We start from the raw sequence: 25,683 nt of genomic DNA, 5'->3' as shown, positions 1-25,683 counted from the left end.
GGGTCGGGGTCGGGCACTGGGTCGGAGTCCGGGCCGGAGTCCGGCGCGGGATCCCGTGCGGGGTCGTCGGGCCCCGTGGCGTCCGCCGCCGTGTCCGTGCGGTCCGGGCCGGTACGGACCGCGCCGGGCTCCGCGGTCGCGGGGAGCGCGCCCAGCCCGAGGGCGCAGGTCGCGGCCACCGCGACGAGGCCCGCCGCGACCGCCCGGCGGGCGGCGGCGCCCGGTCTGTGACGTGTTCCGCCGGGCGTCCCACCGGACGCCCTGGGCTTCGATCTCCGGAGCATGCGCGTCATGCCTCCCAGCGTTCCCCGCTCTGCGTGTGGCGGGATGAAGCTAAGGAGACGGCTGGGGAACGTCAAGGAGGCCACCCGGCCACGTCGTTCACCGCGCGCCGGTGGTGGGGCCATCCGTGCGAGTGAGATCCTGCGCGGTATGAACATTCCCTTCTTGGACGGCTGGCGCAAGCGGCACGGTCCGTCGCGCGGCGCCGTGCCGCCCGAAGTCGCGGACAGGGACCCGGAGGGCCTGGCCGGGCTGCTGGCGGAGTGCGAACTGCTGCGCGCCCACGCGAAATCGGCCGGCGTCGAGCTCGACGACGCGCCGTCGTCCCTGGAGGCACTGGACCAGCTTCAGCCGCGCTGGCGCGACGACCCCGAACTGCTGCCCTGGCTCGGCAACGACGCGGGGCTCTACCTGGGCACGGTCGTCGTCCGTACCGTACGGGGCGCCGGCTGGTGGCTCCGGCAGGACGGCCAGCCGGTGGTGCGGCTGGCCGGCGGCCGGGAGATCGACGTGGTGGAGGCGGGCCGGACATGGGCGGCCGACGGCGCGCCGGAGCTGTCGCAGCTCTACGCGGAGCTCGCCGAGGTCTGACGCCGCGACGGGACGGTGGCGCGACGGGACGGTGGCGCGGCGGATGTGGGACGGCGGATGTGGGCCGGCGGCGCGGCGGTGGTGACGGGGGCGCCCCCCGTCAGCTGGTGAACGTGATGGTGTACTCCAGCCGCCACCGGTCCGCCCGGACCACGATGTCCGACGTCTCCACGGCCCGGTCGTCGCCGTCGAAGTGCGTGCGCTCCACGACGGTGACGCACTGGCCCGCCGCGCACCCCAGGGCCTCCGCCTCCGGGGTGGTGGCGGGCCGGGAGCCCACCAGTTCGCGTGCCCTGACGACCCGGACGCCGATGGCGGCGAGCCGGCCGCGCACCCCGCGCCGGGCGTAGGGGCCGCGCTCGGGGAGGGCCACGTCGGTGCCCTCGGTGATGGTCAGCGGCTCCCAGCTGGTGGCGAGCTGTACGGGGTGGCGGTTGGCCAGGTACTCGTACTGGGTGCACAGCACCGGCTCGCCGGTGCCGATGCCCAGCCGTTCGGCGATCGGGGCCGGGGCGGGCGTCTCGCTGGAGGTGGCCTCCCAGGTCAGCGTGGTGTCCCGGGGCGGCGTCGGGTCCAGGGCCGGCGTGGTGTCCCGGCCCGCCGGGTCGGCCGGGCCCGGGATGGGCGCCGCCCTGCCGCCGTAGCCGCGGATCTGCGCCGCGAAGGGCGAGTCGACCGCCCCGGTGGAGCGCAGCAGGGTGCCGAGCGGTGCCCGGTCGGTGACGAACACCCCGCGCCCGAACTGGCCCTCCGCGTAGCCGGCGGCCTTCAGTACCCGTACCGCCCGGTCCACGGTCTGGTCGCTGGCCTCGTACGCGCGTTTGAGCTCGGAGCGGGACGGGATGCGGTCGCCCACGGCGAGACCGCCCTCGTCGATCCGTCGCCGGAGGTCGTCCGCGATGCGCAGATATACGGGCCTGCTGTCGCCCACGTGGGGCTCCCTTCCCCCTCGGTTCCCCAGTCCGGACCCCACAGGCTAGGTACCCAGGCTGGGTCTGTGTACCTAGGGCAAATGGCGGCTCGCGCCGACCCGTTCCGGTGTCATCCCCGGGGCGGCCGTGTGTCACCGGCGGGGCGCGGTTTCCCGGCGGTCTAGGGTGCGGCGACCGCCGGAGCGCCGAGAGCGAGTGGGTAGGACTGGTATGGCCGTCGAGCCATTGATCGAGCTGCGTGACGTCAACAAGCACTACGGAAAACTGCACGTGCTGAAGGACGTCAACCTCACCGTCGGCCGCGGCGAGGTGGTGGTGGTCATCGGCCCGTCCGGGTCGGGGAAGTCCACGCTGTGCCGGACCATCAACCGCCTGGAGCCGGTGGAGTCCGGCACCATCACCCTCGACGGGCAGCCGCTGCCCGAGGAGGGCCGGGACCTCGCCCGGCTCCGCGCCGAGGTCGGCATGGTCTTCCAGTCCTTCAACCTCTTCGCGCACAGGACCGTCCTCGCCAATGTCTCCCTCGCCCAGGTCAAGGTGCGCAGGCGCGGCAAGGAGGAGGCCGACCGGCGCTCGCGCGAACTGCTGGAGCGGGTCGGGCTGCTGGACCACGCCGAGAAGTACCCCGCCCAGCTCTCCGGCGGCCAGCAGCAGCGCGTCGCCATCGCCCGTGCCCTGGCCATGGACCCCAAGGCGCTCCTCTTCGACGAGCCGACCTCGGCCCTGGACCCGGAGATGATCAACGAGGTGCTGGAGGTGATGCGGCAGCTCGCCCGGGAGGGCCGGACGATGGTCGTCGTCACCCATGAGATGGGCTTCGCCCGCTACGCCGCCAACCGCGTCGTCTTCATGGCGGACGGCCGCATCGTCGAGGACCGCACGCCCGAGGAGTTCTTCACCGCGCCCGAGAGCGAGCGCGCCAGGGACTTCCTGTCCAAGATCCTCAAGCACTGAGGCGGGTGGACCGACCATGGGACGCCGTCTCTCCGCCCTCGCCCTCACCGGCCTCACCGGTGTCGTCGCCCTCACCGGTGCCGTCGTCCTCCTCGCCGCCGGCTGCGGCAAGGAGGGCAGCCCGCCCGTCAAGGGACCCAAGCCGGGGGCGCTGCCCGTCTACCACGTCGCCCAGGGGTTCCGGCTGCCGGACTCCGCCACCTGGCGGGCCGCCGAGCGCCGCGGCCACCTCGTCGTCGGCGTCAAGGAGGACCAGCCCTACCTGGGCCAGAAGGACCCGGCGACCGGCGTCTACGCCGGCTTCGACATCGAGATCGCCAGGATGATGTCCGCCTCCCTCGGCTTCGACCCGAAGACCCTCGCGTTCCGCACCATCGCCTCGGCCAACCGCGAGACCGCCCTCCAGAACGGCCAGATCGACTACTACGTCGGCACCTACACCATCAACGCGCTGCGCAAGAAGCAGGTCGGCTTCGCCGGGCCGTACTTCATCGCCGGGCAGGACCTGCTGATCCGCAGGGACGAGAAGGGCATCGACGGCCCCCAGGACCTGGCCGGCAAGCGCGTCTGCTCGGCCGCCGGCTCCACCCCGCTCCAGCGCATCGAGAAGGACTACCCCAAGGCCCACGCCGTCGCCTACGACACGTACTCGATCTGCGTGGACAACCTCCTCAGCCTCCAGGTGGACGCCGTCACCACCGACAACACCATCCTCCTGGGCTATGCCGCCAAGGCCCCCGAGGAGCTGAAGGTCGTGGGCCGCCTCTTCTCCCAGGAGCCCTACGGCATCGGCGTCCCCCACTCCGAGACGGCCCTGCGCTTCGCCCTCGACGACGCCATCGTGGCCCACGAGAAGAACGGCGACTGGAAGAAGGCCTACGACGCCACCCTCGGCCTGTCCGGGGTCCCCGCCCCCCAGCCGCCCGCCGTCGACCGCTACCCGGCGGGCTGAGGAGGACGAGACCCTCATGAACGTACTCACCGACAACTTCTCCCTCTACGGCAAGGGCTTCCTCGGCACCGTCGAACTCACCGTCTACGCCTCGCTGCTCGCGCTCGCCCTCGGCTTCCTCATGGCCTCCTTCCGCGTCGCCCCCGTCGGCTCGCTGCGCGTCTTCGGCACGGTGTGGGTGACGGTGCTGCGCAACACCCCGCTCACCCTGCTCTTCTTCGCCGTCCTGCTGGGCCTGCCGCGCTTCGGGCTCGTCCTGCCCTTCCAGCTCTTCGCGGTCCTCGCCCTGGGCTGCTACACCTCCGCCTTCATCTGCGAGGCCCTGCGCTCCGGCATCAACACCGTGCCGACCGGCCAGGGCGAGGCCGCCCGCAGCCTCGGCATGACCTTCGGCCAGACCCTGGGCGCCGTCGTCCTGCCCCAGGCCTTCCGCTCGGTCATCCCACCGGTCGGCTCCACGCTCATCGCCCTCGCCAAGAACTCCGCGATCGCCGGCTCGTTCAGCGTCACCGAGCTCCTCGGCACCTACAAGACCCTCAACGAGCTCGGCTACAGCATCATCTGGACCTTCATCTGGATCGCCGTCGGCTATCTGATCGTGACCCTGTCCATCAGCGCGCTCTTCAACGTGCTGGAGAAGCGCTGGGGAGTCGCCCGATGACCGCGCACACGGCGGCCGCCACCGCCCTCTACGACATCCCCGGCCCCCACGCCCGCCGCCGCCACCTGCTCTACGGGCTCGCCGCCACCGCCGTCATCCTCGGCATCCTCGCCTGGGTCGTCACCCTCCTCCTCGACACCCACCAGTTCACGGCCGCGAAGTGGGCCCCCTTCGAGTACAAGGGCGTCCAGGAGCTCCTGCTGCGCGGCCTCGGCAACACCCTGCGCGCCTTCGGCTACGCCGCCGTCCTCTCCCTCGCCCTCGGCGGGATCCTCGCCTGCGGCCGGCTCTCCGTCCACCGGCCGCTGCGCTGGGCCGCCACCGTCGTCGTGGAGTTCTTCCGCGCGATGCCCGTCCTGGTGATGATCTTCTTCGTCTTCGTCGCCCTCAAGGTCCAGCCCCTGCCCGCCCTGGTCACCGGCCTGACCCTCTACAACGGCTCGGTCCTCGCCGAGGTCTTCCGCACCGGCGTCAACGCCGTCGACCGCGGCCAGCGGGAGGCCGCGTACTCCCTGGGCATGTACAAGACCCAGGTGATGACCCACGTCCTCGTCCCCCAGGCGCTGCGCGCCATGCTGCCCACCATCATCAGCCAGCTCGTCGTCGCCCTGAAGGACACCTCGCTGGGCTTCCTCATCACCTACGAGGAGTTCCTCCACGCCGGCAAGCTGATCGCCAGCAATCTCGACTACGACCTGCCGTTCATCCCCGTCGTGATGGTCATCTCCCCGATCTACATCGGGATGTGCATGCTGCTGTCCTGGCTCGCCACCTGGGTGGCCAAGCGCCAGCGGCGCAGCGTCAAGACGGAGGCCGTGGAGGTCGCCCCCGCGGAACCGGGCACCTTGATGCCGGGCGCGGGGGCGCATCCGTAGCCGGTGAAGCGGCCGAGCCGGAGCGGTCCGAGAGCACCCCACCGCCCCTTTTCGGCTCACCTCGGCGGGACCCCGGGATCCACCGACAACACGGTGGCCCCTTCGGTAAGTTGGCGTTGTGGTGGATCACTGGTATTCCGACCGGTTCCTGGCGGGGTTTTATGATCCGTTCTGTGTTGGGCGGCAGGATTTCGACTTCTATCTGCCGCTGGTGATGTCTGCGGGATCCGTGCTCGATGTGGGTTGTGGCACTGGCGCGTTGTTGCGCCGGGCCCGGCAGAGTGGTCACGCCGGGCGGTTGTGCGGGCTGGATCCAGCTGGTGCGATGCTGGAGTACGCCCGTGGACAGACCGATGTCGACTGGGTGCTGGGCGACCTCTCCTCGGTGGGCTGGGAGCGCGAATTCGATCTGGTGGTGATGACCGGCCACGCGTTTCAAGTGCTGGTCAGTGACGATGATCTTCGGGTCTCGCTGGCCGCGGTCCGCCGGGCCCTCACCGATGACGGCCGGTTCGTATTCGACATACGGCACCCGGCCGTTCGTGAGTGGGAGGGGTGGACGGCGCGTGACGCGGTCCGGCTGTCCAACCCCGCGGGTGAGGTGGTGCGGTTCTGGCGGGAGGCGGAGCTGCCGGTGACGGGGGACGTGGTCCGCTTCCGGGCCGTGTTCGCCGGTGCCGGGTGGGACGGGGTACGGGTGAGCCGGGGTGCGGTGCGGTATCTGGACCCCGGGCGTCTGTCGGCGTTCCTGCGGGAGGCGGGTCTGGTCGTCGCGGAGCAGTTCGGGGACTGGAGCGGGCGGCCGTTGACGGACCGCAGCTCGGAGATCATCACGGTTGCGGTGCGCGGACCGGGCGGCGGCGCAGAATAGCGCAGGCGACGGTACCGGTGATGTCGACCGTGGTGACGGCGAGGATGGTGTCCGCCGTGGTGGGTACGGGGGCGGCGAGGGCGGCGGCGATCTGGAAGGCGGATGTCGCCGAGGCGGTGTCGCCCATGGGCAGCGGTGGTATCCGGTGGGTGACATCGGTGCCGAACAGGTCGTCGAGGGCTTGTTGTTCGCGGCGTCCGGGTTCGCCGGCCGCGTGGGAGCCCAGCGCGGCCCATACCTGTTCGGGGCGGATCCGGCAGTGGTTCAGTGCGTCGCGGACGCAGTCCGGGAGCTGGGCCGCCGGGTCGGATGCCGGGCTGGCGCGGTGCGTGACGCACAGCACGTCGGTGACCGGCCGGTCGGCCGGGTGCGGGGCCGGCGGTTCGAGGAGGAACACCGCGCATCCCTCACCGAGGGTGGTGCAGGTGTTGTCGGGCCGGTCGTGCTGGAGCTCCAGCATGGCCCGGGTGGGACTGTACTCCTCGGTGGCGCCCACGATGACCCGGTCGGCGCGGTGGTTGGCCAGCAGACGGCGGGCGTAGCCGAGGGCGGACAGACCTCCGGTGCGGCCCATGCTGATGGTGGTGTTGGGGCCGGTGAGAGTGTGCCAGATCGCGACCAGGCCGGCGGCGCAGTTGGGTACTCCGCTGGGGATGACGGCGGGGTTGACGTGGAAGGGCTTGCCGGCCAGCAGGGAGTCGCGGGTGAAGTCCCGCATGGCTTGCGGGCTGCCGTTGGTGGCCAGGACCACGGCGGTGCCCGCCGGGTCGGTCTGGTCTCGCGGGTGTTCCCGCAGGAGGTGGCCGACGGTGGCGATGGCCAGGGCGCTGACCCGGTCCATCGCGCGGGTACCCGCCTTGCCGAGGACGGCTCGGGGGTCGAAGTCCGGTACCGGGTGGACCGTGTGGGCAGGCCGGGTCTCGCGGTGGGCCGGCCCGTCGGGCCGGGTCGCCCCGGTGTGGGCGGCGTCGCCCACACCCAGGGGGGAGATGGCGGTCCAGGCGCTGATGACCGGTGGCGGCGCGGGCGTGCGGACGCTCGTCCTCATGCGGGGTACCGGCCGAAGACGACCACGGCGTTGTTCCCGCCGAACGCGAACCCGTTGTTCTGCACGACGCGGATGTCGGCGTCGACGGCGGTGTTGGGGACGCAGTCCACCGCGCAGTCCGGATCGGTGCGGACGTGGTTGACGGTGGGCGGGATGAACCCGTGGGTGATGGCCAGTACGGAGGCGATGCCGCCCAACGCGCTGGCCGCGCCCATGGTGTGACCGATCATGGACTTGATGCCGATCGTGGGTGGTGGCATGGCACCGAACACCTCGTTGACGGCGCCGCTTTCCACGGTGTCGTTGGTCCGGGTGCCGGTGGCGTGCGCGCAGACGAGGTCGACGTCCCCGGGCTTGCTGCCCGCGTCGTGCAGGGCCGCTCGAACGCATCGCACGATGCCGGCCGGATGTGGGGTGAGCTGGTGGTACGCGTCGCAGCTCAGGCCGTAGCCGAGGACCTCGGCGTAGACGCGGGCGCCGCGGGCGCGGGCGGCGGCCTCGGTCTCCAGCACGAGCACGCCCGCCCCCTCCCCGGTGACCAGCCCGCGCCGGTCCGTGTCGAAAGGCCGGCAGACTTCGGGGTCCAGCAGCCCGAGCCGGTAGAAACCGGTGAAGTTGCGCCGGCAGAGCGCGTCGGCGCCACCGCACAGGGCGAAATCGGCATTGCCGCAGCGCAGCGCGTCAAGGCCGGCGCCGATGGCGTAGTTGCCGGCGGCGCAGGCGGTGCCGATCGTGGTCGCCTCCACCGAGGTCAGGTCCAGTTCCCGGCAGATACTCACCGACAGGGCGGCGGCCGGTACCCGGGCGACCAGACCGGGGTCGATACCGTCGGGTCCGTCGGCGATCTCCCCCGCCACGATCCGGTCCAGCTCGTGAGAGCCGCCGTCGGTCGTACCGATGGCCACCAGCCCGCGCCGCTCCCGTAGCGCCCGGTCGGCCAGCCCGGCGTCCGCGACGGCCATCCGCGCGGCGACGGTGGCGAACAGAGCGGCCCGGCTCACTGTCTCCGGCGCGGTACGGCGCAGCCAGTTCGCGGCGTCGAACGACGGCACCTCATAGGCGTTGGCGTAGCCGAACCCGCTGGTGTCGAACAGCGTGACCGGGCCCACCCCGCAACGTCCGGCCCGCAGAGCGGTGGTGAACCCGGCCGCGCCCAGGGCGGTACTGCACACCACCCCCAGCCCGGTGACCACGATCCGGTGCCGCTCACTCATGCCGCGCTCACCCCACGCTCTCCGTGGTGTCGGCGACGGTCCGCTCGACGACCTCCCGGACAGCCCGCAGATGGACCATATTGCTCAACTCGGCGTTGTCGATGACGATGTCGAGTTCCCGTTCCAGCCCTGCCTGGATCTCGATGATCATCAACGAATCCGCGCCGTGCTCCTCCTTGAACAGGCTCGTCTCGGTGAGGTCCGGCTCGGCGGCCTCCAGAAGTCGCAGGACAATGTCCCGGACCCGGTCGGGGGCGGTGTTCATCGCTGACTCCGTATCACTGGACACGTCGAGTGGTTCAACCGGGGGGCGGCCCGAGGCCCGCCGGCACGGCATGCGCCGTACCGGCGGGCCTCGGCTCTATCGGCTAGATCCGCTGGTTCCTGGTCACCAACGCGGGCGTGTACAGCGTCCCCAGGGAACCCCAGCTGTAGCTGTCGTCGCTCAGCTGGTGACGCAGGATCTGGGACCGGACGTACCCCTGGTAGGTGAACGCCTCCTTCCCCGGTCCCACTTGGAAGCTGTAGGTCTCCGTCGTCGACTTCGACCACTCCTCGCTGAACGTGAGCGTCAGCGAAATACTCACCGTGGCTTTGGCGAACACGATGTCGAACTCCGCCGCGACCTCGGTGGTGATGCTCTGGGTGGCGGTGAAAGCGAAGCCGACCGTGACGGATTTCTCGTACGTCGTCGTCGCGTCCGACGTGCGGTTGTCGATGTACCCTATGTTCTGCAGGTCCGTCCCGTAGAGGATCAACGACAGTTGCTCTTCGCTGGGATTGTCCGGGATCAGCAGGCCGCCCTGGTCGAAAGTGACCTTGTTCGCTGCTGGGCGGCTGTCGAAGACGTGGATTTTGTACGGCACAGGTGGCACGGTCAATCATCCTCTCCGATGTACTCCGGTCCGGCCTGGGCCGGTGGGCGGTTCAGCTCACGGGCGGGCAGTCCTTGTTGTCGGCGGGCCACGTTCCGTATTGCGGATTGTCCCGATACCAGTCCTTGGCATCACGGCAGCAGGACTCACATTTCCCGGTGACATAGCGGTTGTCCAGGCATGCGTTGCTGAAACCGACAGCGCCCGGATACTGGATCCCGCGGGCGTGCATGGGCAAGGTCACGTCGTGCGTGTCCCCTCCATGCTTGCTCTTCCGCTTGTAGTCCTTCACGGTGAGCTCGTAGTGGAGGCTGACGATGCCCACACCGAACGCCAGCTGTTGCTGGGCGTCGTAGTCCTGTGCCAAATAGATGAATCGGTCCCCCGGCAGGACATAGTCGTCCTGGCTCATCACCGGTTCGATGTAGGTGGTGATGAGCGCTTCGAGGTCGCCCTTGTCCACCTGCTGGGCGACCGTGGTTATCACACCCTGGCACGTATCCTTGAAGAACTTGACGATCGCATCGCCGGTCTTCATCCGCTTTGTGCCCGGGTCGTACGGGGCCTCGATCCCCGGAAACGGCTGGCTCACCGCTTCGTACCTCTTGCGGAGTTGGTCGAAATGCTCCCCGTATATGACGTTCCCCAGCATGGTCATGTACGGTCCGGTGATCCCACCCGTGGGGTCCGGCGTCCAGGTGGAGGTGGCCAGGGGCTCCTGGTCCAGCTCCGCCAGCCGGGCCAGCAAGGACAACGCCGGTGACCCGTACCCCGAGACCCACTTGGTGAGTCGTCCACCCCGACCACTGCGCGCGACCAGTTGTTCGACGAAGGGGCGAGCCGACTTGTGCGGTGCGTTGACCGCGCTGAACAACTCCTGCCCCGCCCTATCGCCGGCGATCAACTCTTTGACGAAACCGTGGGTGCCGGCCTTCGCGCTTCCCAGGATCAACAACAGGTTCTGTATCTTCTGGTCCGCGTCCGCCAGGACATCCACCAGCTCGTGCGCACCCGAGGTCAGCCTCGCCGTCAGGACCTGCCGCGCACCGGTCCTCAGCTTCGCCGCCCGCGCCGAGACGATTTCGGTACTCCCCGCGATCAGGAACGCCTGAAGACTTGAGGGCTGCAGCGCGGACCGCACATCCACGATGTCCTGTTGAAGGATGTCGTTATGGGTCTCCTCGCAGTGGAGCCCGACATCGGCCAGATCCAGTTTCAGGCTCTGTGGCGTCATCTGCGTAGGATTCTGGGACTTCTTCAACTGGATGGGCGTCTTGCTCCGGACAGGAGGCATGGCGGATCCCCTTCTGATGGACATGGCCAATCAGCGGACAGCATCGACAACGCCCTCGTTCTTCGGGCGGAGTGCGGTGGCTGTGTGCATCCAGCGGTGAAGGCGTTCGGGCTCCGGTGGGTTCGGTGACTCTGTCGCGATCGGGCCGCCCGGAGAAAGGCGGGATGATTCCAGGCGGGTTCCACCCCCGGTGTACCGGATTTCCGGCCTCCGAGCCTACCGGGAATTCAGGTGGACAGAAGTACGACTTTGAGACACTGCACTTGCTGCTGAGGTTTCTGGTCATGTTGTGCTTCTGCCCCACCGGAAGGTGCGCGCCACACACGTCTCATGCGTAATAACGGGCATCCAACTGCAAGCTCATCAAGAGCTTCCGTCACATCAATGCGCGCCTTCCGTCTTTGCGTGTGGGATTAGGCGTCCGTGCCCAGCCACAGGTCCGGGCCGAAGACCTCGTAGTGGATGTCGGCGGCGGCCACGCCGGATGCCAGGAGCTGGGCGCGGGCCGTTTTGAGGAAGGGCAGCGGGCCGCAGAGGTAGGCGGTGGTGCCGGTGGGGATGTCGAGGGTGGTGAGGTCCACGCGGCCCGTGCGGGTGGTGGGGTGGGGGAGTTCCGGGTGCTCGTACCAGACGTGGGCGGCCGCGTTCGGGAGCTTGGCGACGAGCTGGTGGAGGTCGGTGCGGAAGGCGTGGGCGGCCTCGGTGCGGTCGGCGTGGACGGCGATGACGCGGCGGGTGGAGCCGGTGGCGGCCAGGTGGGAGAGCATGCCGGTCATCGGGGTGCAGCCGATGCCCGCGGAGGCCAGCAGGACGGGGGAGTCGCCGTCGTCGAGGGTGACGTCGCCGAAGGGGACGCTGACGAGGAGGGTGTCGCCCACGGCGACGTGGTCGTGGAGGTGGTTGGAGACCTCGCCCGCCGGGTCGCCGGTCACGCGCTTGACGGAGAACTGGAGGGCGTTCTCCGGGTGGCCGGAGAGGCTGTACTGGCGTATCTGCCGGGCGCCGTCGGGAAGGGCCGCCTGGACGGAGACGTACTGGCCGGGGCGTGCGGCGGGGAGCGGGCGGCCGTCGGCGGGGCGGACGAGGAAGGTGGTGACCTCGGGTGTCTCCGCCTGGCGGGCGACGACGACGCAGGGGACGCGGACATCGGCGTCCGGGGTGCCGGCCTCGGCGTAGAGGCGGGCCTCGATGGCGATGAGGGCGTTCGCCATCAGCCAGTAGACCTCGTCCCAGGCGGCGGCGACCTCGGGGGTGACGGCGTCCCCCAGGACCTCGGCGATGGCGGCGAAGAGGTGCCGCTGGACGATGGGGTACCGGTCGGCGGTGATGCCGAGCGAGGCGTGCTTGTGGGCGATGCGGGAGAGCATCGCGTCGGGCCGGGCGTCCGGGTTCTCGACCAGGGCCGTGGCGAAGGCGGCGACGGCGCCCGCGAGGGCCCGCTGCTGGGTGCCCTGGGCCTGGTTGCCGCGGTTGAACAGGTCGCGCAGGAGGGCGGGGTGGGCGGCGAAGAGCTTGTCGTAGAAGAGCGGGGTGATCTCACCGATCGCGCCGCCGACGGCGGGCAGGGTGGCACGGACGAGCTCGGTCGACTTCGGGGACAGCATCTGCGGCTCCTCGGATCCTTAATTGGTATCTCAGATTCGTATTTTCGGGTGTGGGGGACTGCGGTCGGGCAGGGGGCGTTTCTAGTGCTCCTGGCGGGTTGTCAGGGAGAGGAGGACCGGGCCCGTCGGCGGGCCGGTGAGGTCCTCGATGGTCAGGGGGTCGAGCGTGGCGAAGAACGCCTCCTGGGCCTCGCGCAGCGCTCCGCGCAGCCGGCAGGCGCCCCGCAGCGGGCACGGCGGGTCGTCCTCGCAGCCGACGACGTCGCCCGCGCCCTCCAGCTCGCGCAGCAGACGGCCGACCGACCATCCGCGCCCGGCGGTGGTGAGGGCGAGTCCGCCGCCGCGGCCCCGGCGGGCCTCGACGACGCCCAGGTGCTGAAGGCGGCTGACCACCTTGGCGGCGTGGGTGTACGGCACGCCGACGGCGCCGGCCACCTCGCGGGTGGTGGGCGCCGCGGGATCCCCCGCGTCGTCCGTCACGGCCAGGCGCATCGCGATGCGCAGGGCGATGTCGGTGCTCTTGGTCAGTCGCACGTCACTCACTCTAGTTAATGCGAGTATGAGAGTCCAATTAAAGGGCCGCGAGGCGCGTGCTGCCGCGCACGGGGGCGACGCGGCAGCACGCGCGGTCCGTCAGGACGTGCCTCAGGCGATGCCTTAGGCGATGCCTCGGGCGGTGCCTCAGTGCTCGGCGACGACCCGGGCGACGGTCTCCTGGTCGAAGTTCACGGCGCTGCACCAGCCGCCCATCGCGAGCTCGAACCAGATGTCGCTGATGATCACGCCCTTGGGGTTCTCGCCCTCGACGACCTCGTCGCCGGTCACCCAGCCGACCGCGTCGTAGCTCACGTCGTCACCGGGCAGCAGCAGCTTCTGGACCGGGCTCTCCAGGGACGGGCCGGAGCGGACGTTGGAGTCGCGCCAGATCGGGCCGATGGAGTAGGGCTGTGCGGGGGCGTCCGCTGCGGACATGTTCTGTCTCCCTGAATCTCAAGTGGTGGAGTGAGAAAGTGTGGTGATTCGCTGTCAGACCGTCGCCGGAACCGGCTCGCGGTCCCCGGCCCCGGCTCCGGCCCGTACCCGGCTCACGGTCAGCACCTGGGAGATCATCTCGATCATCTTCTCCCGGTGGTGCGGCTCGCCCGGGGTGCCCTCGGCGCTCAGCGAGCCCGCGTTCGGCAGGACCACCCCGAGCGGGGTCGGCCAGGCGCGCAGCGAGTGGCCGATGGTGCGCAGCGTCTCCAGGGTGGTCACCGCGCCCTGGGTGCCGGCGCCGACGGCGACACAGCCGATGGCGCGGCCGTCGAGGAACGGCCGGGGCCCGGCCAGGTCGTTGACGAAGTCCAGGGCGTTCTTCAGCAGGCCCGACAGGGTGCCGTGATAGGTCGGCGAGACCAGGATCACCCCGTCGGCGCGGCCGAGTTCGTCGAGGAAGTCCGCGATGCCCGCGTGGTCCCCGGAGATCCCCGGTCGGTAGAAGGGGAAGTCGATCTCGGCGCCCGTGAACGTCCGGGCCGTGGCGCCCTGTTCCCGGCACTCCCGCGCGCACCACTCGGCGATGCGGTCGGAGGTCGACCCGGCCCGGAGCGACCCGCTGATCAGGACGATGTGTGGCGTCTGCACGCTGCGGCAACCTTCCATACGAGACATGCGAAGTGAGCTTTTGTTGTCGTTGAGCCGAGTTCAGCCGACTGCCGGCCGGACGTCCGTCCGGATGTCCTCCGGACGCCAGGCGACGACGTCGAAGATCGCCTCGTCCTTGCGGCCGTGGGACCGCATGAAGTCGTTCCGCGCGCGCTCCTCGTCCCGGCTGGCGCCCTGGTCGAGGGCGCCCTGACGGCGCGAGTGGAGCACGACGGCGGAGGTCCGCTCCAGGCGCTGTTCCTGGTAGACGCGCAGGGCGGTGTCCACCTCCTGGTGGGCGCCGAGCGCGGCGGCCAGGACGACCGCGTCCTCCAGGGCCATGTTGGCGCCCTGGCCCATGGCCGGGACCATGGGGTGCGCGGCGTCGCCGAGGAGGGCGACCCGGCCGTCCACCCAGTGGGGGGCCGGGTCGCGGTCGTGGATGTCGGTCACCGCGACGTCCTGCGGGTCGGCGTCCAGGATCAGCCGCGCGAAGGGCTCGTGCCAGCCGTCGAGGGCGGCCACCAGCTCCTTCAGGGCCGTGTCGCGGCCCATCGCGGGCCACACCCCCGGCTCGGCGGTGATCTTCGCCGCCCAGTACATGGTGTCGTCGCCGACGGGGGCGACGAAGAGCTGTATGCCCCGCCCGTTGGCCACGAACGGCCGCGGGTAGAGCGGCGATCCGGTGGTCCGGCCCCGGACGGACGTGTAACCGCGGTACGTCGGGGCGCCGTCGCCCAGCATCGCCTGCCGGATGACGGACTTGATGCCGTCGGCCGCCACCAGGAGGTCCGCCTCCAGGGTGTTGCCGTCCGACAGCCGGACGCTCACCCCGTCCGCGCGGCCGGTGTGGCCCTCGACGGTGGTGCCGAGCCGCACCACCGCGCCGGCGGCGAGCGCCTCGTCGAGCAGGGCCGTCTGGAGGGCCGTGCGCAGGATCGGGATCTGCGGGGCTCCCAGCCGCTCGCCCATGTCGCCGATGGGCTCCTCGGACAGCGTGTTCCCGGCGGAGTCCATCAGCAGTCGGACGTCACCGGGGACGGTCGGGTGGCCGTTCGCGCGGACGCGCTCGCCCAGGCGGGGGCTGATCGCGTCGATCGCCCGGACACCGTTGGCGTAGACCATCAGCCCGGAGCCGACGTCGCCGATGTGCCCGGCGCGCTCGATGACGGTGACGTCCAGGCCGGCGCCCGCGAGGGCCGCGGCGGCGGCGAGGCCGCCGATGCCGCCGCCGGCGACGATCGCTGTGCGCTTGCGCTCCATGCTCGTCACACCCCTTCGGCCCGCGCCGGGGCGCAGCCCAGCCAGCGGCCGTCGTAGTCGCCGAACTCGCCGGTGGCGGCGTCCCAGACGACCTTGCCGGCGCGGAGGGTGCGCTCGACGCGGCCGGTCATCGTCCAGCCCTCGTACGCGGACCAGCCGCACTTGGCGCGGACGTCGTGGGCGGAGAGCATCCAGGTGGCGTCCGGCGCGAAGAACACCAGGTCGGCGTCGGCGCCCGGTGCGATCCGGCCCTTGCCGGGCAGGCGGAACAGGTCCGCCGGGCCCTCGGCGAGGTGCCGCACGAGGCGGGCGACCGCCACGTCGGGGTTCTCGTCCGGCCAGCGGCGGCGCATGCCCGTCCACACGCCGACGGCGAGCTCCTGCACGCCCGGCAGGCCGGGCGGCGACTTCTGGACCGTCTGGGTCTTCTCCTCGACGGTGTGCGGGGCGTGGTCGCTGCCGATCGTGGCGGAGTGACCGGAGCGCAGCGCCTCCCACAGCCGGTCCTGGTCCGACTGCTGGCGGATCGACGGCGACAGCCGGGTGCGGGCGCCCAGCCGCTTGGTGTCCTCGTCGGTGAACGACAGGTGGTGGCCGGTCACCTCGAAGCTGACCGGCAGCCCGGCCGCCCGGGCGGCGCTCACCAGGTCGGCCTCCTCCGCGCTGGACAGGTGGAGGATGTGGGCCCTGGTGCCGTGGCGGCGGACGAGCTCGATGACGCGGGCGACGGCGGCGATGCCGCCGCTGCGCGGGCGGCGGGCCTCGTACTCGCGGTAGTTCTCCGGGTCGCCCCACCAGCCGTCGAGGAGCTGGAAGAGCAGGTCGTCCTCGGCGTGGAGGACCAGCTGCACCCCGCCCTCGGCGGCGGCGACGAACGCCTTCTCCAGGGCGACGGGGTCACGGACCACGGTCGGGGCCGTGTGGTGCCCGGCCATGAACACCTTGGCGCTCGTGGCGACCTCGGGGTCCAGGGTGGCCAGCAGCTCGGGGCGCTCGGGGTCGAGGCCGATGTGGAAGCGGTGGTCGACCAGGGAGTGGCCCGCGACCATCGCGGCCTTCTCGCGGACGGCCTCCTCGGTGAGGGTCGGCGGGATGGTGTTGGGCATGTCCATCACGGTGGTGAAGCCACCGGCGACGGCCGCCCGGCTGCCGTGCTCCCAGTCCTCCTTGTGCGTCAGACCGGGGGTGCGGAAGTGCACGTGGGAGTCGATGAGACCGGGCAGGACGTAGTGGTCCCCGGCGTCCATCCGGGGAACGGACGCCGGCACGGTGTCCGCGCTCTCGAGGTCCTCGACGGCCAGGACGCGGCCGTCCGCGATCAGCACCCGGCCCGGACGGACGCCCTCGGGCGTGACCAGCCGGCGGGCGGTGACGACCAGCTCCACGTTCTCGTTCAGTTCTGCCATGACACAGCCACCAGCTCTCGGGCGAGGTCGTTCGTCGGTCCCATCAGCGCCACCGCGCGCGCGTCGGCGAGCAGCCGGTTCAGCCGCGAGCCGGTCACATAGCCGGCCGAGCTGAGCATCCGGGCCACCTCCAGGCAGATCTCCTCCGCCTCGGTGGACGCGTGGAGCTTGCTGTGCAGCGTCGTCAGGCCCGGCGTGTCCGACGTCCGGGCGCCGGCGCGCTCGACGATGGCGCGCGCCGACTCCAGCCGGGTGGCCAGGCCCACCAGCCGGTGCCGCACGGTCGCCTTCTCCAGCAGGCCGCGCCGCTCGACGTGGTCGACGACCAGGTCGAAGGCGGCCCGGGCGGTGCCCACGGCCACGGCGCCCAAGGTGGCGCCGGACTCCCGCACCCCGGCGATGATCTCCGGCGCCCGGCCCTCCGGGCCCAGCATGTCGCTCTCGCGGACCACGCAGTCCACCAGCGACACGAAGCCCGTCGCCGAGCCGCGCATGCCCACCAGGTCCAGGCTCAGGTCCGGCACCAGGCCCGGGTTGTCGCCCATGACGAGGAAGAAGGTCTGGCCCACCGAGCCGTACACCCGGGCGGTGTCCGTCTCCGGCTCCTCGGTCTGCACCAGGACCAGGTAGATGTCGGCGACCGAGGCGCCGGTGGTGAAGGACTTCGCGCCGTTCAGCGCCCAGGTGCCGTCCGGGCGGCGGGTGCCGGTGCTCGCGAGCTTCTGCTTCGCGGCGCCCGCGCCGGTCTCGCTCCACGCGGAGGCGGCCAGGTACGTGCCGTCGGCGAGCCGCGGCAGCAGCTCCCGCTTCTGCTCCTCGGTGCCCCACTCGGCGATCCGGGCGCTCACCGCGAAGTGCTGGAAGGCGATGATGGACACCGAGGGGTTGACGGTCGCGATCTCCTCGACGACCCGGTTGACCTCACGGGCGTCGGCGCCCGCGCCGCCGTACTCGGCGGGCACGGCCGTGGCCAGCAGGCCCGAGGCCCGCAGCTCGGCGAGCACCTCGTGGTCGGGGGCCCCGCTCAGCGCGGTCTGCTCCGCGGACTCGCGGAGCCGCGCCCGCAGGGCGGGGGTGATCTCCGTCCTCATGCGGACGTCGCTGACAGTGCCAGGCATTGGGCAATCTCCTCGAATTGCAGATGGGCGAGAGGTTCGAGCACGAACGAGCCCTGGAAGGTGACCCGTTTGCGTCCCACGCCCACCCAGGTGAGCGCCGGCTCCCCGGCGGTCTCGAGCGTGGTGGCGGTGACCGCCGTGTCACCGCCGGGTGTGGTGATGTCGATCAGGCCGTCGGCGCGGCCCTGCTCCCGGGCCATGGCCCAGGGGATCGTGCCGGGCACCCGGGTGGCGGCGCCGAGGCAGACCGCCCCGGTCAGGGCGATCGTCGGATGCCAGGACGGCACCGAGATCGCGCGCGCCGCGAGCCGGCCCGGCTCCATCGGGACGATCGCCGCGATCTTGGGGAACGCGCCCTCGGGGGACCAGCCCAGATGGGCGGCGGCCGCCGCGCGGATCCGGGCCATCCGGTCGAACAGCTCGCTCCCGGCGGAGAACAGCGCGCTGTGGTCGGCGATCCCCAGCTCCCGGGCGTCGACGAACGCGTAGGCGTTGCCGGAGGACACCAGGGACACCGTGACGTCCCCGCCGTCCACGGCCAGTTCGGTGCGGGCCTCGCCGGTGAGCAGCAGCCGTGAGACCGCGACCCCGCCCGGCTGGACGAAGTAGACCGTGAAGCGCACCTCGTCCCGGTCGACGGCGTCGACCTCGCACACCACGCTGTCCCCGTTGTTGAGGACGTTCACCCGGATCCGGCCGCCCGGCGTCAGCTTCGGCAGCATCCCCGACCGGGAGGCGGCCACGACCGCCGAGAGGATCGAATGCCCGCAGGAGCCGCGGAAGTCGAAGCGGTCCGGGCCGCCGGGCAGCGCCTGCACGAAGCGGTAGTCCAGGTCGAACATCGGGTGGCCGGAGGGCCGGACGAGCGCGATCTTCAGGACGTGGGAGCCGCCCGCGTCCGTCAGATAGCGCCGGACCGCGGTGAGGTCCCGCCGCATGGCCTCCTCGTCGGGGCCCAGCAGGCCCGCGTCGAGGACGACCGTCGGGCAGGGGCTGCCCGACGCGTAGGCGAGATGGCCGATCATGCCGGGACCGCCGTGCGCCCGGCCGCCACCGGCCCCAGGGCCGCGCGGCGGAACAGCTCGCGCCACACCTCGTGCACCAGCAGCGCCCACAGGGTCAGCGACGTGGTGTCGTCCGGCCGCTCCGCCTGGACCGTGAACAGCCGCTCCACGGCCTGGACGTCCAGCTGGCCCGCGTCCTTGAGCCGGCCCGGGTTCAGCATGTCCCGCGCGTACTCCCACAGCGCGGAACCGGGCGCCAGCATGGCCGTGATGGGCAGGGTGAACGGCTGCTTGGGACGGTTGAGGACGTCGTCGGGGACCAGGCCGGCCGCCGCCGCGTACAGCGAGCGCTTGACCTTGCCGTCGCGGATGCGCAGCGCGTCCGGCAGGGCGCGGCCCGGGGCGATGATGTCGCGCTGGCAGAACGGCAGCCGGGCCTCGACGGAGCTGGCCATGCTGAGGTGGTCGACGCGGCGCAGGTGGTAGGCGGGCAGCCGGTGGCCGAGCTCGAACTCGGTGATGCGCTCCAGGACCGTGCCCTCGCCCGAGCGGAGCCGCGCGAGCGCGTCGGCCGGGATGGCGTCGACGCCCGCGATCAGCGCCCGGTACTCGTCGGTGTAGAGCGAGGCGCGGCGGTGGGCCGGGAGGACGCCGAGCTCGTCGACGTAGTCCTGGTACCACTCGGCGCCCGTCGCGGCGGCCTGGGCGGCGGCGCGCATCCGGCCGTAGCCGCCGAAGATCTCGTCGGCCGCGTCGCCGGTGAGCGCCACCTTGAAGCCGGCGTCGCGCACGGCGCGGAAGAGGGAGAACGTGCTCAGGGTGATGGGGTCGGCGTTGGGCTGCCCCAGGTGCCAGACGACGTCCTCCAGGAGCGAGGGGAAGTCCGCCGGGTCGATCTCCACCTGGTGGTAGGTGGCCTTGGCGCGCTCGGCCGCCTGGCGGGCGAAGTGCCGCTCGTCGAACGGCCAGTCGCCCTTGTAGGCGATGTTGAAGGAGTCCACCGGGCCGTGCTCGGCGGCGAGCGCGGTGACCAGGCTGGAGTCCAGGCCGCCGGAGGTGATCACGGCGACGGGGACGTCGGCGTTGAGGAGGCTGCCCACCTCGGTGCGCAGCCGGCCCTGGATCAGCGCGCCGGCGGCCGTCTCGTCGTCCTGCCGCGTGGCGTCGGGGCGCTGCGGGCGGTGGATGACGCGCGGGGTCTCGCCGGCCTCGATCACCATCGTGGTGGACGGGGGCAGCACCTGGATCCCGGCGAACATCGTCTCCTCGCCGAAGGGCGTCTTGGTCGCCAGGTAGGCGTCCAGGCCCTCGGAGCGGAAGCCGGCCGGCACGCCGGAGAAGCCCAGCAGCGCGGGGAGTTCGGAGGAGAAGTGGATCGAGCGCTCGGCCGCGTCCCAGCGGTAGTACAGCGGCTTCATGCCGATGTGGTCGGTGGCCAGGATCAGCTTGGGCCGCTCGCCGCGCTCGTCGACCAGGGCGAGGGCGTACATGCCGTCGAGGTGGTCGGTGAAGTCCAGGCCGTACTCGCGGTACAGGGCCGGGATGATGCTGCCGTCGCAGCGGTCGGCGAAGGTGTGGCCCATCGCCTCCAGGCGGGCGCGCAGCTCGTTGTGGTTGTAGATCTCGCCGTTGAAGACGACCTGGTAGCGGCCGGGCCGTCCGTAGGGCTGGACGCCGCCGTCGAGGTCGACGATGGCCAGCCGGTTGTTGCCGATGCCCCAGCCGGCGTCCCGCGCCGAACCGGTGCTGTCCGGGCCTCCGTGCCGCTGGAGCGCGGCGACCGTTCTCAGTTCGTGGGGGGACGCGATCGCGTTGAAGTAGCCGTAGATGCGGCACATAAGGGGTGTCCGTTCCGGGGTGAAGCCAAGAGGATGTGCGCGGCCGGGCGGGGCGTTGCGGGCCGCCCGGCCGCCGGGTGCTGTGCGGGCGTCAGGCCCGGTCGCGGGCCATCGACAGGTAGCGCTCCCCGGTGTCGGGGAAGACGGTGACGATGGTCTTGCCCGCCCAGCGCTCCCGCTGGGCGAGGAGCCGGGCCGCGTACGCGGCGGCGCCCGAGGAGATGCCGGCGAGCAGGCCGGTGGCCCTGTTGACCTCGTGGGTGGTGTCGGCGGCGGCGTCGTCCGGCACGGCGACGACCTCGTCGATCAGCTCGAGGTCCATGATGTCGGAGACATAGCCGGCCCCGATGCCGGGGATACCGTGGGGCCCGGCCTCCCCGCCGGAGAGGATCGCCGAACGGGCCGGCTCCACCGCCACCACATGGACGTCGCGGTGCTCCTTGAGGTAGCGGGCCACGCCCATCAGGGTGCCGCCGGTGCCGACGCCGCACACCAGCACGTCGACGTCGCCGCCGGTGGCGTCCCAGATCTCCGGGCCCGTGGTCTCGTAGTGGGCGCGGAGGTTGGCCGGGTTCTCGTCCTGGTGGGCGAGCCAGGAGCCGGGGGTGGAGCGCTGGAGCTCCTCGGCGTAGCGCCAGGCGGGCAGCAGCCCGTCCTGGTGGGGCACGAGGACGATCTCCGCGCCGAACTCCCGGAGGATCTGCCGGCGTTCCTCGGTCGCGTTGTCCGGCATCACGATGACGCAGCGATGGCCGCGCTGGGCGCTGAGCGCCGCGATCGAGATGCCCGTGCTGCCGGAGGAGCACTCGATGACCGTGCCGCCCTCGGGGGCCAGCACGCCCGACCGCTCGGCCTCGCGCATCATGTAGAGGGCGGGGCGGTCCTTGACGTTGGACAGCGGGTTGAACATCTCCAGCTTCGCCAGGAGCCGGACCGAGTCCGGCACGCCCGGGAGCCGGACCTCCATCAGCGGGGTCTCGCCGACCAGCTCCTCCGCCGACCGGACGATCCGGCGCGCGGCCCGGGCAGGGGCGGGGGAGGGCGCGTTCCCTGTCATCAAAGCTCCAGCTTTCATCGCAGTGTCATCGCAGTTCGTCTTCGGTGCGGCCGCCGGCGCGACCGGGGCGGTGCGTCAGGCCTCGCCGCGGGCGGCGGCGAGGTGGGTGACGGCGGCCTCCTGGAGGTGGGTGATGTCGCTGGAGACCGTGGCGAAGGTGAATCCCTCGGCCAGCCGGCGCTTGGCGTCGGCGCCCTTGAGGACGTGGATGCCGCAGGCGATGCCCGCGCGCTCGGCGGCGTCGGTGATCCGCTTCAGCGCGTCCTCCAGGGCGTCCGCGACGTCCGGGTCGCCGAAGAACTTGGCGCCCAGGGCCACGGACAGGTCGGCGGGGCCGACGTAGACCGCGTCCAGCTCGGGGGTGGCGCAGATCGCCTCGAGGTTCTCCAGGGCGGCGGCCGTCTCGATCATCACGATGCAGGCGACGGCCTCGTCGACCTCGGCGGGCACCGAGCCCATCCGCAGCTCGCCGCGGACCGGGCCGCCCAGGCTGCGGGTGCCGCGGGGGTGGTGGCGGCAGGCGCGGGCCGCGACCGACGCCTCCTCGGCGGTGTTCACCATCGGCACCACCACGCCGCGCGCCCCGGAGTCCAGGGCCGTGCCGATGGCGATCGGGTCGACGGAGGGGACGCGCAGGACGCCGGCGGAGACCTGCCGGGCGTCCACGGCGAGCATGGCCGTCTGCCAGCCCGCGCGGTGCATCACACCGTGCTGGCCGTCGACGCCGATGTAGTCGTAGCCCACGCCGGCGATGCGCTCGGTGCCGGCCGGGTTGTCACAGGCGATCCAGTAGCCCAGCAGGCGCTCGCGGCGGCGCAGCCGCGCGGCGAACGTGGCCGGGTCGTGCCCCTCGGCGGTGTGCGAGGCGGGCTGCGAGGTGGAGTACGCGGTGGTGTTCCCGGTGGTGGTCACTCGCCCTCACCGTCCTCGATGACGTAGCTGGTGCGGCCGTCGAGGCCCACGGGCACGTCGCCGGTGATGGACACGCGGTGCAGGACGCGCTTGTGGTCGTCGTAGTCGTTGACCGCGTAGTGCTGCGTGGCGCGGTTGTCGAAGATCAGGACGTCGCCGACGCGCCAGGTCCAGCGCGCGGAGTTCTCCGGGCGGCGGACGTAGCTCTGGAGGACGTCGATGAGGCCCTGGGACTCGCGCTGGGTCATCCCGACGAAGCGCTGGGCGAAGCCGCCCAGGAACAGGCTCGGTTCACCGGACTCGGGGTGGACGCGGACCACCGGGTGGGCGGCCTCGAAGCGCTTGGCCATGAACGCCTTGCGCACCTCCTCGCCGCGCTCGGTGCCCAGCTTCGGCTGCTCGGCGCGGTTGGTGTGCACCGCCCACAGCTTGTCGGCGATCTCCCGGAGCTCCTTGGGGAGGTCCTTGTAGCCGGCCGCGCCGTTGGCGACCATCGTGTCGCCGCCGTAGGGCGGCAGGACCATGGCGCGCAGCGTGGTGCCCAGCGACGGGGCCTGGGTGAAGCTGATGTCCGTGTGCCAGTGGTTGGCGCGCTGGTCCTCGCCGTCGATCGGGATGACCTGGGGGGCGCCGTCGACCGTCCGCATCATGGGGTGCTTCTGGGTGAGCGGGCCGAAGCGGCCGGCGAACTCCAGCTGCGCCTCGTCGGTGATGTCCTGGTCCCGGAAGAAGAGGACCTTGTGCTCCAGGAAGGCCTCGTGGATCTGGGCGAACACCGAGTCCGTCAGGCCGGTGCCGAGGTCGACGCCGACGACCTCGGCACCGATCCGGCCGCCGACCTTGCGGATATCAAAGCTGGACACCATTCATTCCTTTCGGGGGCGCGGCGGCACACGACCGGGCACCACTGGGAGGCAGGAATTCGACTGTCACCGCCGGGCGCCTTCCGGGGAATTCGGATCCCATGGCGGCCCGTGGCTTCAAGAAATACCGGGACCGCTGTGTTCCGCGTGTTCGCGGCTCTGCCCGTATGGCGGGCCGTCCCTGGCGAGTTGGAGCCAACCATGCCGGTCAGAGGGGCGGCAAGGGCTCGGGGCGTTCTCGCCTACGACTTCAGCGACTTGCCGAAGTGGGGCCGCTACTTGGGCAAGTCCGCGACTTCGGCAAGTCGCTGAAGTCGCAACGGTCCGCTATCCGGGTGTTGCCGCCCCCGCCCCCGCGTGGTTGGCTCCATTCGCCCAAGCGAGAATTGCCCTCTGTTCGGCAGCAGCGTGCGGAGTCGGTGAACTCCGCCGGCAACCAAGGAGTTCCCGTGAGCCCCACACGCCCAGGCAAGGGCACGTTCCCCCGGTACCGTTATCTGGCCGCCGTGTCGGCCGAGGCCGTCGGTGGCGGCATGTATGTGCCGGTGTCCTTGCTGTACTTCCACCGGGTCGCGGGGCTGCCGCTGGGGCAGGTGGGCGGCGCGCTGACCGTCGCCGCTCTGGTGGGGCTGGCCGTGAGCCCGTTCTTCGGGGCGCTGGTCGACCGGCTGGGGGCCCGTACCGTGGTGGCCCTCGGATTCGCCGTGCGCGCCGTGGGGTTCGTCTGCTATCCGTTCGTCCACCAGTGGTGGCAGCTGCTGGCGGCCGCCACGCTCGTCGCCGTGGGCGACCGTTCGTTCCAGGCGTCCATCCAGGCCCTGATATCCGAACTCGCCCAGGGCGCCGAGCGGCAGCGGATGATCGCCACCCAGTCGAGCCTGCGCAACGCCGGCTTCGGCGTGGGCGGTCTGCTGGCCAGCCTCGCGCTGGCGGTGGACGCCGACTGGGCGTACCACGCGGTCGTCCTGGGCAGCGGCGCGGGCCTCGCGCTCGCGGCGGTGCTGGTCGCGGGCCTGCCCTCCGGGCGCGTCCCGGCGGACGCCGCCACGGCGGCGACGGCGGCCGGGAAGGCCGCCGGAGGGTACGGTGCCGTCCTGCGCGACCGGCCCTACCTGGGGCTGACGCTGGCGACCGTGCCGCTGGCCTTCTGCTACTCCTCGCTCAGCGTCATCCTGCCCGTCTACACCACCCAGACGCTCCACGCGTCGGCGTCCCTGCCCGGCCTGCTGTTCACCGCGAACACCGTGCTGGTGGCGCTGGCGCAGGTCCCGGTCAACTCCTGGACGTCCAAGTGGCGGCGCACCCGCGTCGCCGCGATGGGCGGCGTGGTCTTCGCCGCGTCCTTCCTGGGCTTCGCGGTGCTGTCCGCCCTGGACGGCGGCGTCGTCCTGGTGTCCGGGCTGCTGCTGACCACCGTGCTCTACACCGGAGGCGAGCTGCTGCACAGCCCGTCCTCCGGCGCCCTGTCCACCGATGCCGCGCCGGACGCCCTGCGGGGCCGTTACCTGGCCGTCTACTACCTGTCCTGGTCGGTCGCCAAGGCGGCCGCCCCGGCCCTGTTCACCACCCTGTTGGCCGTCTCCCCGAACCTGACCTGGCTGCTGCTCGCGGGCGGGGTGCTGATCGGCAGCCTCGCCATGCTGCGGCTGGAGCCGCGCCTGCCCGCCCACGCGGTCCGGCCCGCTCCCGAGCCGGGGAGCGCGGAGGCCGCCGGCGAGACCGCGGGGACGGTGTCCGGCGCGGCCGCATCGCCCACCCGTCGTACCAGGAGGAGTTGAGTTCCATGCCCACCGAGCCCGGACTGCTGCGGACGCTGCGCGAGGACCTCGACGTCGTCGTCGAGCGCGATCCGTCCATCCGCAACCGCCGGGAGGGCGTCCTGCACGCGGCGCTGCCCGCGCTGTGGGCCCACCGGGTCGCCCACCGGCTCCACCGGCGCGGCCTGCGCCTGGCCGCCCGGCTCGTCGCCCACGGCGCCCGCCGGCACACCGGGGTGGAGATCCACCCCGGCGCGGTCCTCGGCCGCCGGGTCTTCATCGACCACGGCTGCGGCGTCGTCATCGGCGAGACCGCCGTCATCGGCGACGACGTGACCATCTTCCACCAGGTCACCCTCGGCGCCGTCGGCTGGTGGAACGACAACGCCCGCCCCGACGGCGAGCGCCGGCACCCCGTCGTCGGCGAGGGCGTCATCCTCGGCGCCAACGCCACCGTCCTCGGCCCGGTGACCGTCGGCGACGGCGCGCTGATCGGCGCGATGGCCACGGTCACCAAGGACATCCCGGCCGGCGCCCGCGTCTACGCGCCGCCCTCCGTGATCCGCACCCCGGGCGGCGACGTCACCCCGGCCACCGACCCCGTGCGCCTGCTCGCCTCGGCCGGCTCCTGGTGAGCCGCGCCGCCGTTCCCCCGCCCACCGCCCCACGCTTCGAGTAGGAGACCGACC

General features: G+C 71.8%; 26 protein-coding genes and 1 pseudogene. 8 read left to right on the top strand and 19 right to left on the bottom strand.

Going from position 1 to position 25,683, the window contains the following annotated elements:
• A pseudogene (locus tag K6I33_RS09955) lies at positions 1-293 on the bottom strand (hypothetical protein); the annotation flags it as partial.
• Between the two features lie 139 nt (positions 294-432).
• On the opposite strand from K6I33_RS09955, the gene K6I33_RS09950 reads away from it, so the two are divergent.
• On the top strand, positions 433-873 hold the full coding sequence (locus K6I33_RS09950; protein WP_229350023.1) for a DUF6278 family protein: 441 nt from the start codon (positions 433-435) through the stop codon (positions 871-873).
• Between the two features lie 100 nt (positions 874-973).
• On the opposite strand, the gene K6I33_RS09945 is transcribed toward K6I33_RS09950, so the two are convergent.
• On the bottom strand, positions 974-1,804 hold the full coding sequence (locus K6I33_RS09945; RefSeq protein ID WP_229350021.1) for a GntR family transcriptional regulator: 831 nt from the start codon (positions 1,802-1,804) through the stop codon (positions 974-976).
• Between the two features lie 211 nt (positions 1,805-2,015).
• Here K6I33_RS09945 and K6I33_RS09940 point away from each other — a divergent pair, with 211 nt between their 5' ends.
• From K6I33_RS09940 to K6I33_RS09920, 5 genes are all read left to right on the top strand, one after another.
• A complete protein-coding gene (locus K6I33_RS09940; RefSeq protein WP_229350019.1) occupies positions 2,016-2,759 on the top strand; it encodes an amino acid ABC transporter ATP-binding protein in 744 nt (247 codons plus the stop codon).
• Positions 2,760-2,775: 16 nt separating this feature from the next.
• Positions 2,776-3,711, top strand: coding sequence for a glutamate ABC transporter substrate-binding protein (locus K6I33_RS09935; protein WP_229350017.1), 936 nt, complete (start codon positions 2,776-2,778; stop codon positions 3,709-3,711).
• 16 nt (positions 3,712-3,727) lie between these two features.
• The gene (locus K6I33_RS09930; RefSeq protein WP_229350015.1) at positions 3,728-4,372 is read left to right on the top strand and encodes an amino acid ABC transporter permease; all 645 of its coding nucleotides are present in this window, start codon (positions 3,728-3,730) and stop codon (positions 4,370-4,372) included.
• Positions 4,369-5,247, top strand: coding sequence for an amino acid ABC transporter permease (locus K6I33_RS09925; RefSeq protein ID WP_229350013.1), 879 nt, complete (start codon positions 4,369-4,371; stop codon positions 5,245-5,247). The genes K6I33_RS09930 and K6I33_RS09925 overlap by 4 nt, the downstream gene beginning before the upstream one ends.
• A gap of 118 nt (positions 5,248-5,365) precedes the next feature.
• The gene (locus tag K6I33_RS09920) at positions 5,366-6,118 is read left to right on the top strand and encodes a class I SAM-dependent methyltransferase (protein WP_229350011.1); all 753 of its coding nucleotides are present in this window, start codon (positions 5,366-5,368) and stop codon (positions 6,116-6,118) included.
• Here K6I33_RS09920 and K6I33_RS09915 read toward each other — a convergent pair.
• The 17 genes from K6I33_RS09915 to K6I33_RS09835 form a co-directional block, all read right to left on the bottom strand.
• Positions 6,078-7,166, bottom strand: a complete 1,089-nt coding sequence (locus K6I33_RS09915) for a beta-ketoacyl synthase N-terminal-like domain-containing protein (RefSeq protein ID WP_229350009.1) — start codon at positions 7,164-7,166, stop codon at positions 6,078-6,080. The genes K6I33_RS09920 and K6I33_RS09915 overlap by 41 nt on opposite strands.
• Entirely contained in the window at positions 7,163-8,380 is a 1,218-nt protein-coding gene (locus tag K6I33_RS09910) for a beta-ketoacyl synthase (RefSeq protein WP_229350007.1), read from the bottom strand. The genes K6I33_RS09915 and K6I33_RS09910 overlap by 4 nt, the downstream gene beginning before the upstream one ends.
• 7 nt (positions 8,381-8,387) lie before the next feature.
• The gene (locus K6I33_RS09905; protein ID WP_229350005.1) at positions 8,388-8,645 is read right to left on the bottom strand and encodes an acyl carrier protein; all 258 of its coding nucleotides are present in this window, start codon (positions 8,643-8,645) and stop codon (positions 8,388-8,390) included.
• 103 nt (positions 8,646-8,748) lie between these two features.
• Positions 8,749-9,246 (bottom strand): hypothetical protein, encoded by a 498-nt coding sequence (locus K6I33_RS09900; protein WP_229350003.1) that lies wholly within the window; start codon positions 9,244-9,246, stop codon positions 8,749-8,751.
• A 61-nt stretch (positions 9,247-9,307) separates the two neighbouring features.
• Positions 9,308-10,489, bottom strand: a complete 1,182-nt coding sequence (locus K6I33_RS09895; protein WP_229350001.1) for a hypothetical protein — start codon at positions 10,487-10,489, stop codon at positions 9,308-9,310.
• A 473-nt stretch (positions 10,490-10,962) separates the two neighbouring features.
• Entirely contained in the window at positions 10,963-12,153 is a 1,191-nt protein-coding gene (locus K6I33_RS09890) for a globin domain-containing protein (RefSeq protein ID WP_229349998.1), read from the bottom strand.
• A gap of 81 nt (positions 12,154-12,234) precedes the next feature.
• Positions 12,235-12,687 carry an Rrf2 family transcriptional regulator gene (locus K6I33_RS09885; RefSeq protein ID WP_229349996.1) on the bottom strand — a complete coding sequence of 151 codons (453 nt, stop codon included), beginning with the start codon at positions 12,685-12,687 and terminating at the stop codon, positions 12,235-12,237.
• A 147-nt stretch (positions 12,688-12,834) separates the two neighbouring features.
• Positions 12,835-13,125, bottom strand: a complete 291-nt coding sequence (locus tag K6I33_RS09880; RefSeq protein WP_229349995.1) for an SH3 domain-containing protein — start codon at positions 13,123-13,125, stop codon at positions 12,835-12,837.
• Positions 13,126-13,179: 54 nt separating this feature from the next.
• Complete coding sequence (locus K6I33_RS09875; protein WP_229349993.1) at positions 13,180-13,776, bottom strand: NADPH-dependent FMN reductase; 597 nt, start codon at positions 13,774-13,776, stop codon at positions 13,180-13,182.
• Positions 13,777-13,836: 60 nt separating this feature from the next.
• Complete coding sequence (locus K6I33_RS09870) at positions 13,837-15,039, bottom strand: NAD(P)/FAD-dependent oxidoreductase (RefSeq protein WP_229349991.1); 1,203 nt, start codon at positions 15,037-15,039, stop codon at positions 13,837-13,839.
• A gap of 5 nt (positions 15,040-15,044) precedes the next feature.
• Complete coding sequence (locus tag K6I33_RS09865) at positions 15,045-16,445, bottom strand: dihydroorotase family protein (RefSeq protein ID WP_229349989.1); 1,401 nt, start codon at positions 16,443-16,445, stop codon at positions 15,045-15,047.
• Entirely contained in the window at positions 16,433-17,563 is a 1,131-nt protein-coding gene (locus K6I33_RS09860; RefSeq protein ID WP_229349987.1) for an acyl-CoA dehydrogenase family protein, read from the bottom strand. Before K6I33_RS09860 ends, K6I33_RS09865 begins: the two co-directional genes overlap by 13 nt.
• Entirely contained in the window at positions 17,533-18,588 is a 1,056-nt protein-coding gene (locus K6I33_RS09855; protein WP_229349985.1) for a PrpF domain-containing protein, read from the bottom strand. Before K6I33_RS09855 ends, K6I33_RS09860 begins: the two co-directional genes overlap by 31 nt.
• Positions 18,585-20,405 carry an asparagine synthase (glutamine-hydrolyzing) gene (gene asnB, locus K6I33_RS09850; RefSeq protein ID WP_229349983.1) on the bottom strand — a complete coding sequence of 607 codons (1,821 nt, stop codon included), beginning with the start codon at positions 20,403-20,405 and terminating at the stop codon, positions 18,585-18,587. The genes K6I33_RS09855 and asnB overlap by 4 nt, the downstream gene beginning before the upstream one ends.
• 91 nt (positions 20,406-20,496) lie before the next feature.
• Positions 20,497-21,462 (bottom strand): PLP-dependent cysteine synthase family protein, encoded by a 966-nt coding sequence (locus tag K6I33_RS09845; protein WP_229349981.1) that lies wholly within the window; start codon positions 21,460-21,462, stop codon positions 20,497-20,499.
• A gap of 75 nt (positions 21,463-21,537) precedes the next feature.
• Positions 21,538-22,281 (bottom strand): HpcH/HpaI aldolase/citrate lyase family protein, encoded by a 744-nt coding sequence (locus tag K6I33_RS09840; RefSeq protein ID WP_229350025.1) that lies wholly within the window; start codon positions 22,279-22,281, stop codon positions 21,538-21,540.
• A gap of 89 nt (positions 22,282-22,370) precedes the next feature.
• A complete protein-coding gene (locus K6I33_RS09835; RefSeq protein WP_229349979.1) occupies positions 22,371-23,237 on the bottom strand; it encodes a TauD/TfdA family dioxygenase in 867 nt (288 codons plus the stop codon).
• Between the two features lie 449 nt (positions 23,238-23,686).
• Here K6I33_RS09835 and K6I33_RS09830 point away from each other — a divergent pair, with 449 nt between their 5' ends.
• Positions 23,687-25,015 (top strand): MFS transporter, encoded by a 1,329-nt coding sequence (locus K6I33_RS09830; RefSeq protein WP_229349977.1) that lies wholly within the window; start codon positions 23,687-23,689, stop codon positions 25,013-25,015.
• A gap of 5 nt (positions 25,016-25,020) precedes the next feature.
• Positions 25,021-25,629, top strand: a complete 609-nt coding sequence (epsC, locus tag K6I33_RS09825; protein WP_229349975.1) for a serine O-acetyltransferase EpsC — start codon at positions 25,021-25,023, stop codon at positions 25,627-25,629.
• Positions 25,630-25,683: the final 54 nt, after the last annotated feature.

Origin of the sequence: Streptomyces sp. UNOB3_S3 (assembly GCF_020740895.1) — a bacterium.
Classification (GTDB): Bacteria; Actinomycetota; Actinomycetes; order Streptomycetales; family Streptomycetaceae; genus Streptomyces.
The sequence above is the reverse complement of the archived record's forward strand: the minus strand, read 5'-3'. Positions and strand labels throughout refer to the sequence as shown.

Excerpts from the sequence above, each read along its gene's own strand:
- K6I33_RS09950 (WP_229350023.1), top strand. The coding sequence starts at position 433 with ATGAACATTCCCTTCTTGGACGGCTGGCGCAAGCGGCACGGTCCGTCG.
- K6I33_RS09940 (WP_229350019.1), top strand. The coding sequence starts at position 2,016 with ATGGCCGTCGAGCCATTGATCGAGCTGCGTGACGTCAACAAGCACTAC.
- K6I33_RS09935 (WP_229350017.1), top strand. The coding sequence starts at position 2,776 with ATGGGACGCCGTCTCTCCGCCCTCGCCCTCACCGGCCTCACCGGTGTC.
- K6I33_RS09930 (WP_229350015.1), top strand. The coding sequence starts at position 3,728 with ATGAACGTACTCACCGACAACTTCTCCCTCTACGGCAAGGGCTTCCTC.
- K6I33_RS09925 (WP_229350013.1), top strand. The coding sequence starts at position 4,369 with ATGACCGCGCACACGGCGGCCGCCACCGCCCTCTACGACATCCCCGGC.
- K6I33_RS09915 (WP_229350009.1), bottom strand. The coding sequence starts at position 7,166 with ATGAGGACGAGCGTCCGCACGCCCGCGCCGCCACCGGTCATCAGCGCC.
- K6I33_RS09910 (WP_229350007.1), bottom strand. The coding sequence starts at position 8,380 with ATGAGTGAGCGGCACCGGATCGTGGTCACCGGGCTGGGGGTGGTGTGC.
- K6I33_RS09905 (WP_229350005.1), bottom strand. The coding sequence starts at position 8,645 with ATGAACACCGCCCCCGACCGGGTCCGGGACATTGTCCTGCGACTTCTG.
- K6I33_RS09895 (WP_229350001.1), bottom strand. The coding sequence starts at position 10,489 with ATGACGCCACAGAGCCTGAAACTGGATCTGGCCGATGTCGGGCTCCAC.
- K6I33_RS09890 (WP_229349998.1), bottom strand. The coding sequence starts at position 12,153 with ATGCTGTCCCCGAAGTCGACCGAGCTCGTCCGTGCCACCCTGCCCGCC.
- K6I33_RS09880 (WP_229349995.1), bottom strand. The coding sequence starts at position 13,125 with ATGTCCGCAGCGGACGCCCCCGCACAGCCCTACTCCATCGGCCCGATC.
- K6I33_RS09870 (WP_229349991.1), bottom strand. The coding sequence starts at position 15,039 with ATGGAGCGCAAGCGCACAGCGATCGTCGCCGGCGGCGGCATCGGCGGC.
- K6I33_RS09865 (WP_229349989.1), bottom strand. The coding sequence starts at position 16,445 with ATGGCAGAACTGAACGAGAACGTGGAGCTGGTCGTCACCGCCCGCCGG.
- K6I33_RS09860 (WP_229349987.1), bottom strand. The coding sequence starts at position 17,563 with ATGCCTGGCACTGTCAGCGACGTCCGCATGAGGACGGAGATCACCCCC.
- K6I33_RS09855 (WP_229349985.1), bottom strand. The coding sequence starts at position 18,588 with ATGATCGGCCATCTCGCCTACGCGTCGGGCAGCCCCTGCCCGACGGTC.
- asnB (WP_229349983.1), bottom strand. The coding sequence starts at position 20,405 with ATGTGCCGCATCTACGGCTACTTCAACGCGATCGCGTCCCCCCACGAA.
- K6I33_RS09845 (WP_229349981.1), bottom strand. The coding sequence starts at position 21,462 with ATGACAGGGAACGCGCCCTCCCCCGCCCCTGCCCGGGCCGCGCGCCGG.
- epsC (WP_229349975.1), top strand. The coding sequence starts at position 25,021 with ATGCCCACCGAGCCCGGACTGCTGCGGACGCTGCGCGAGGACCTCGAC.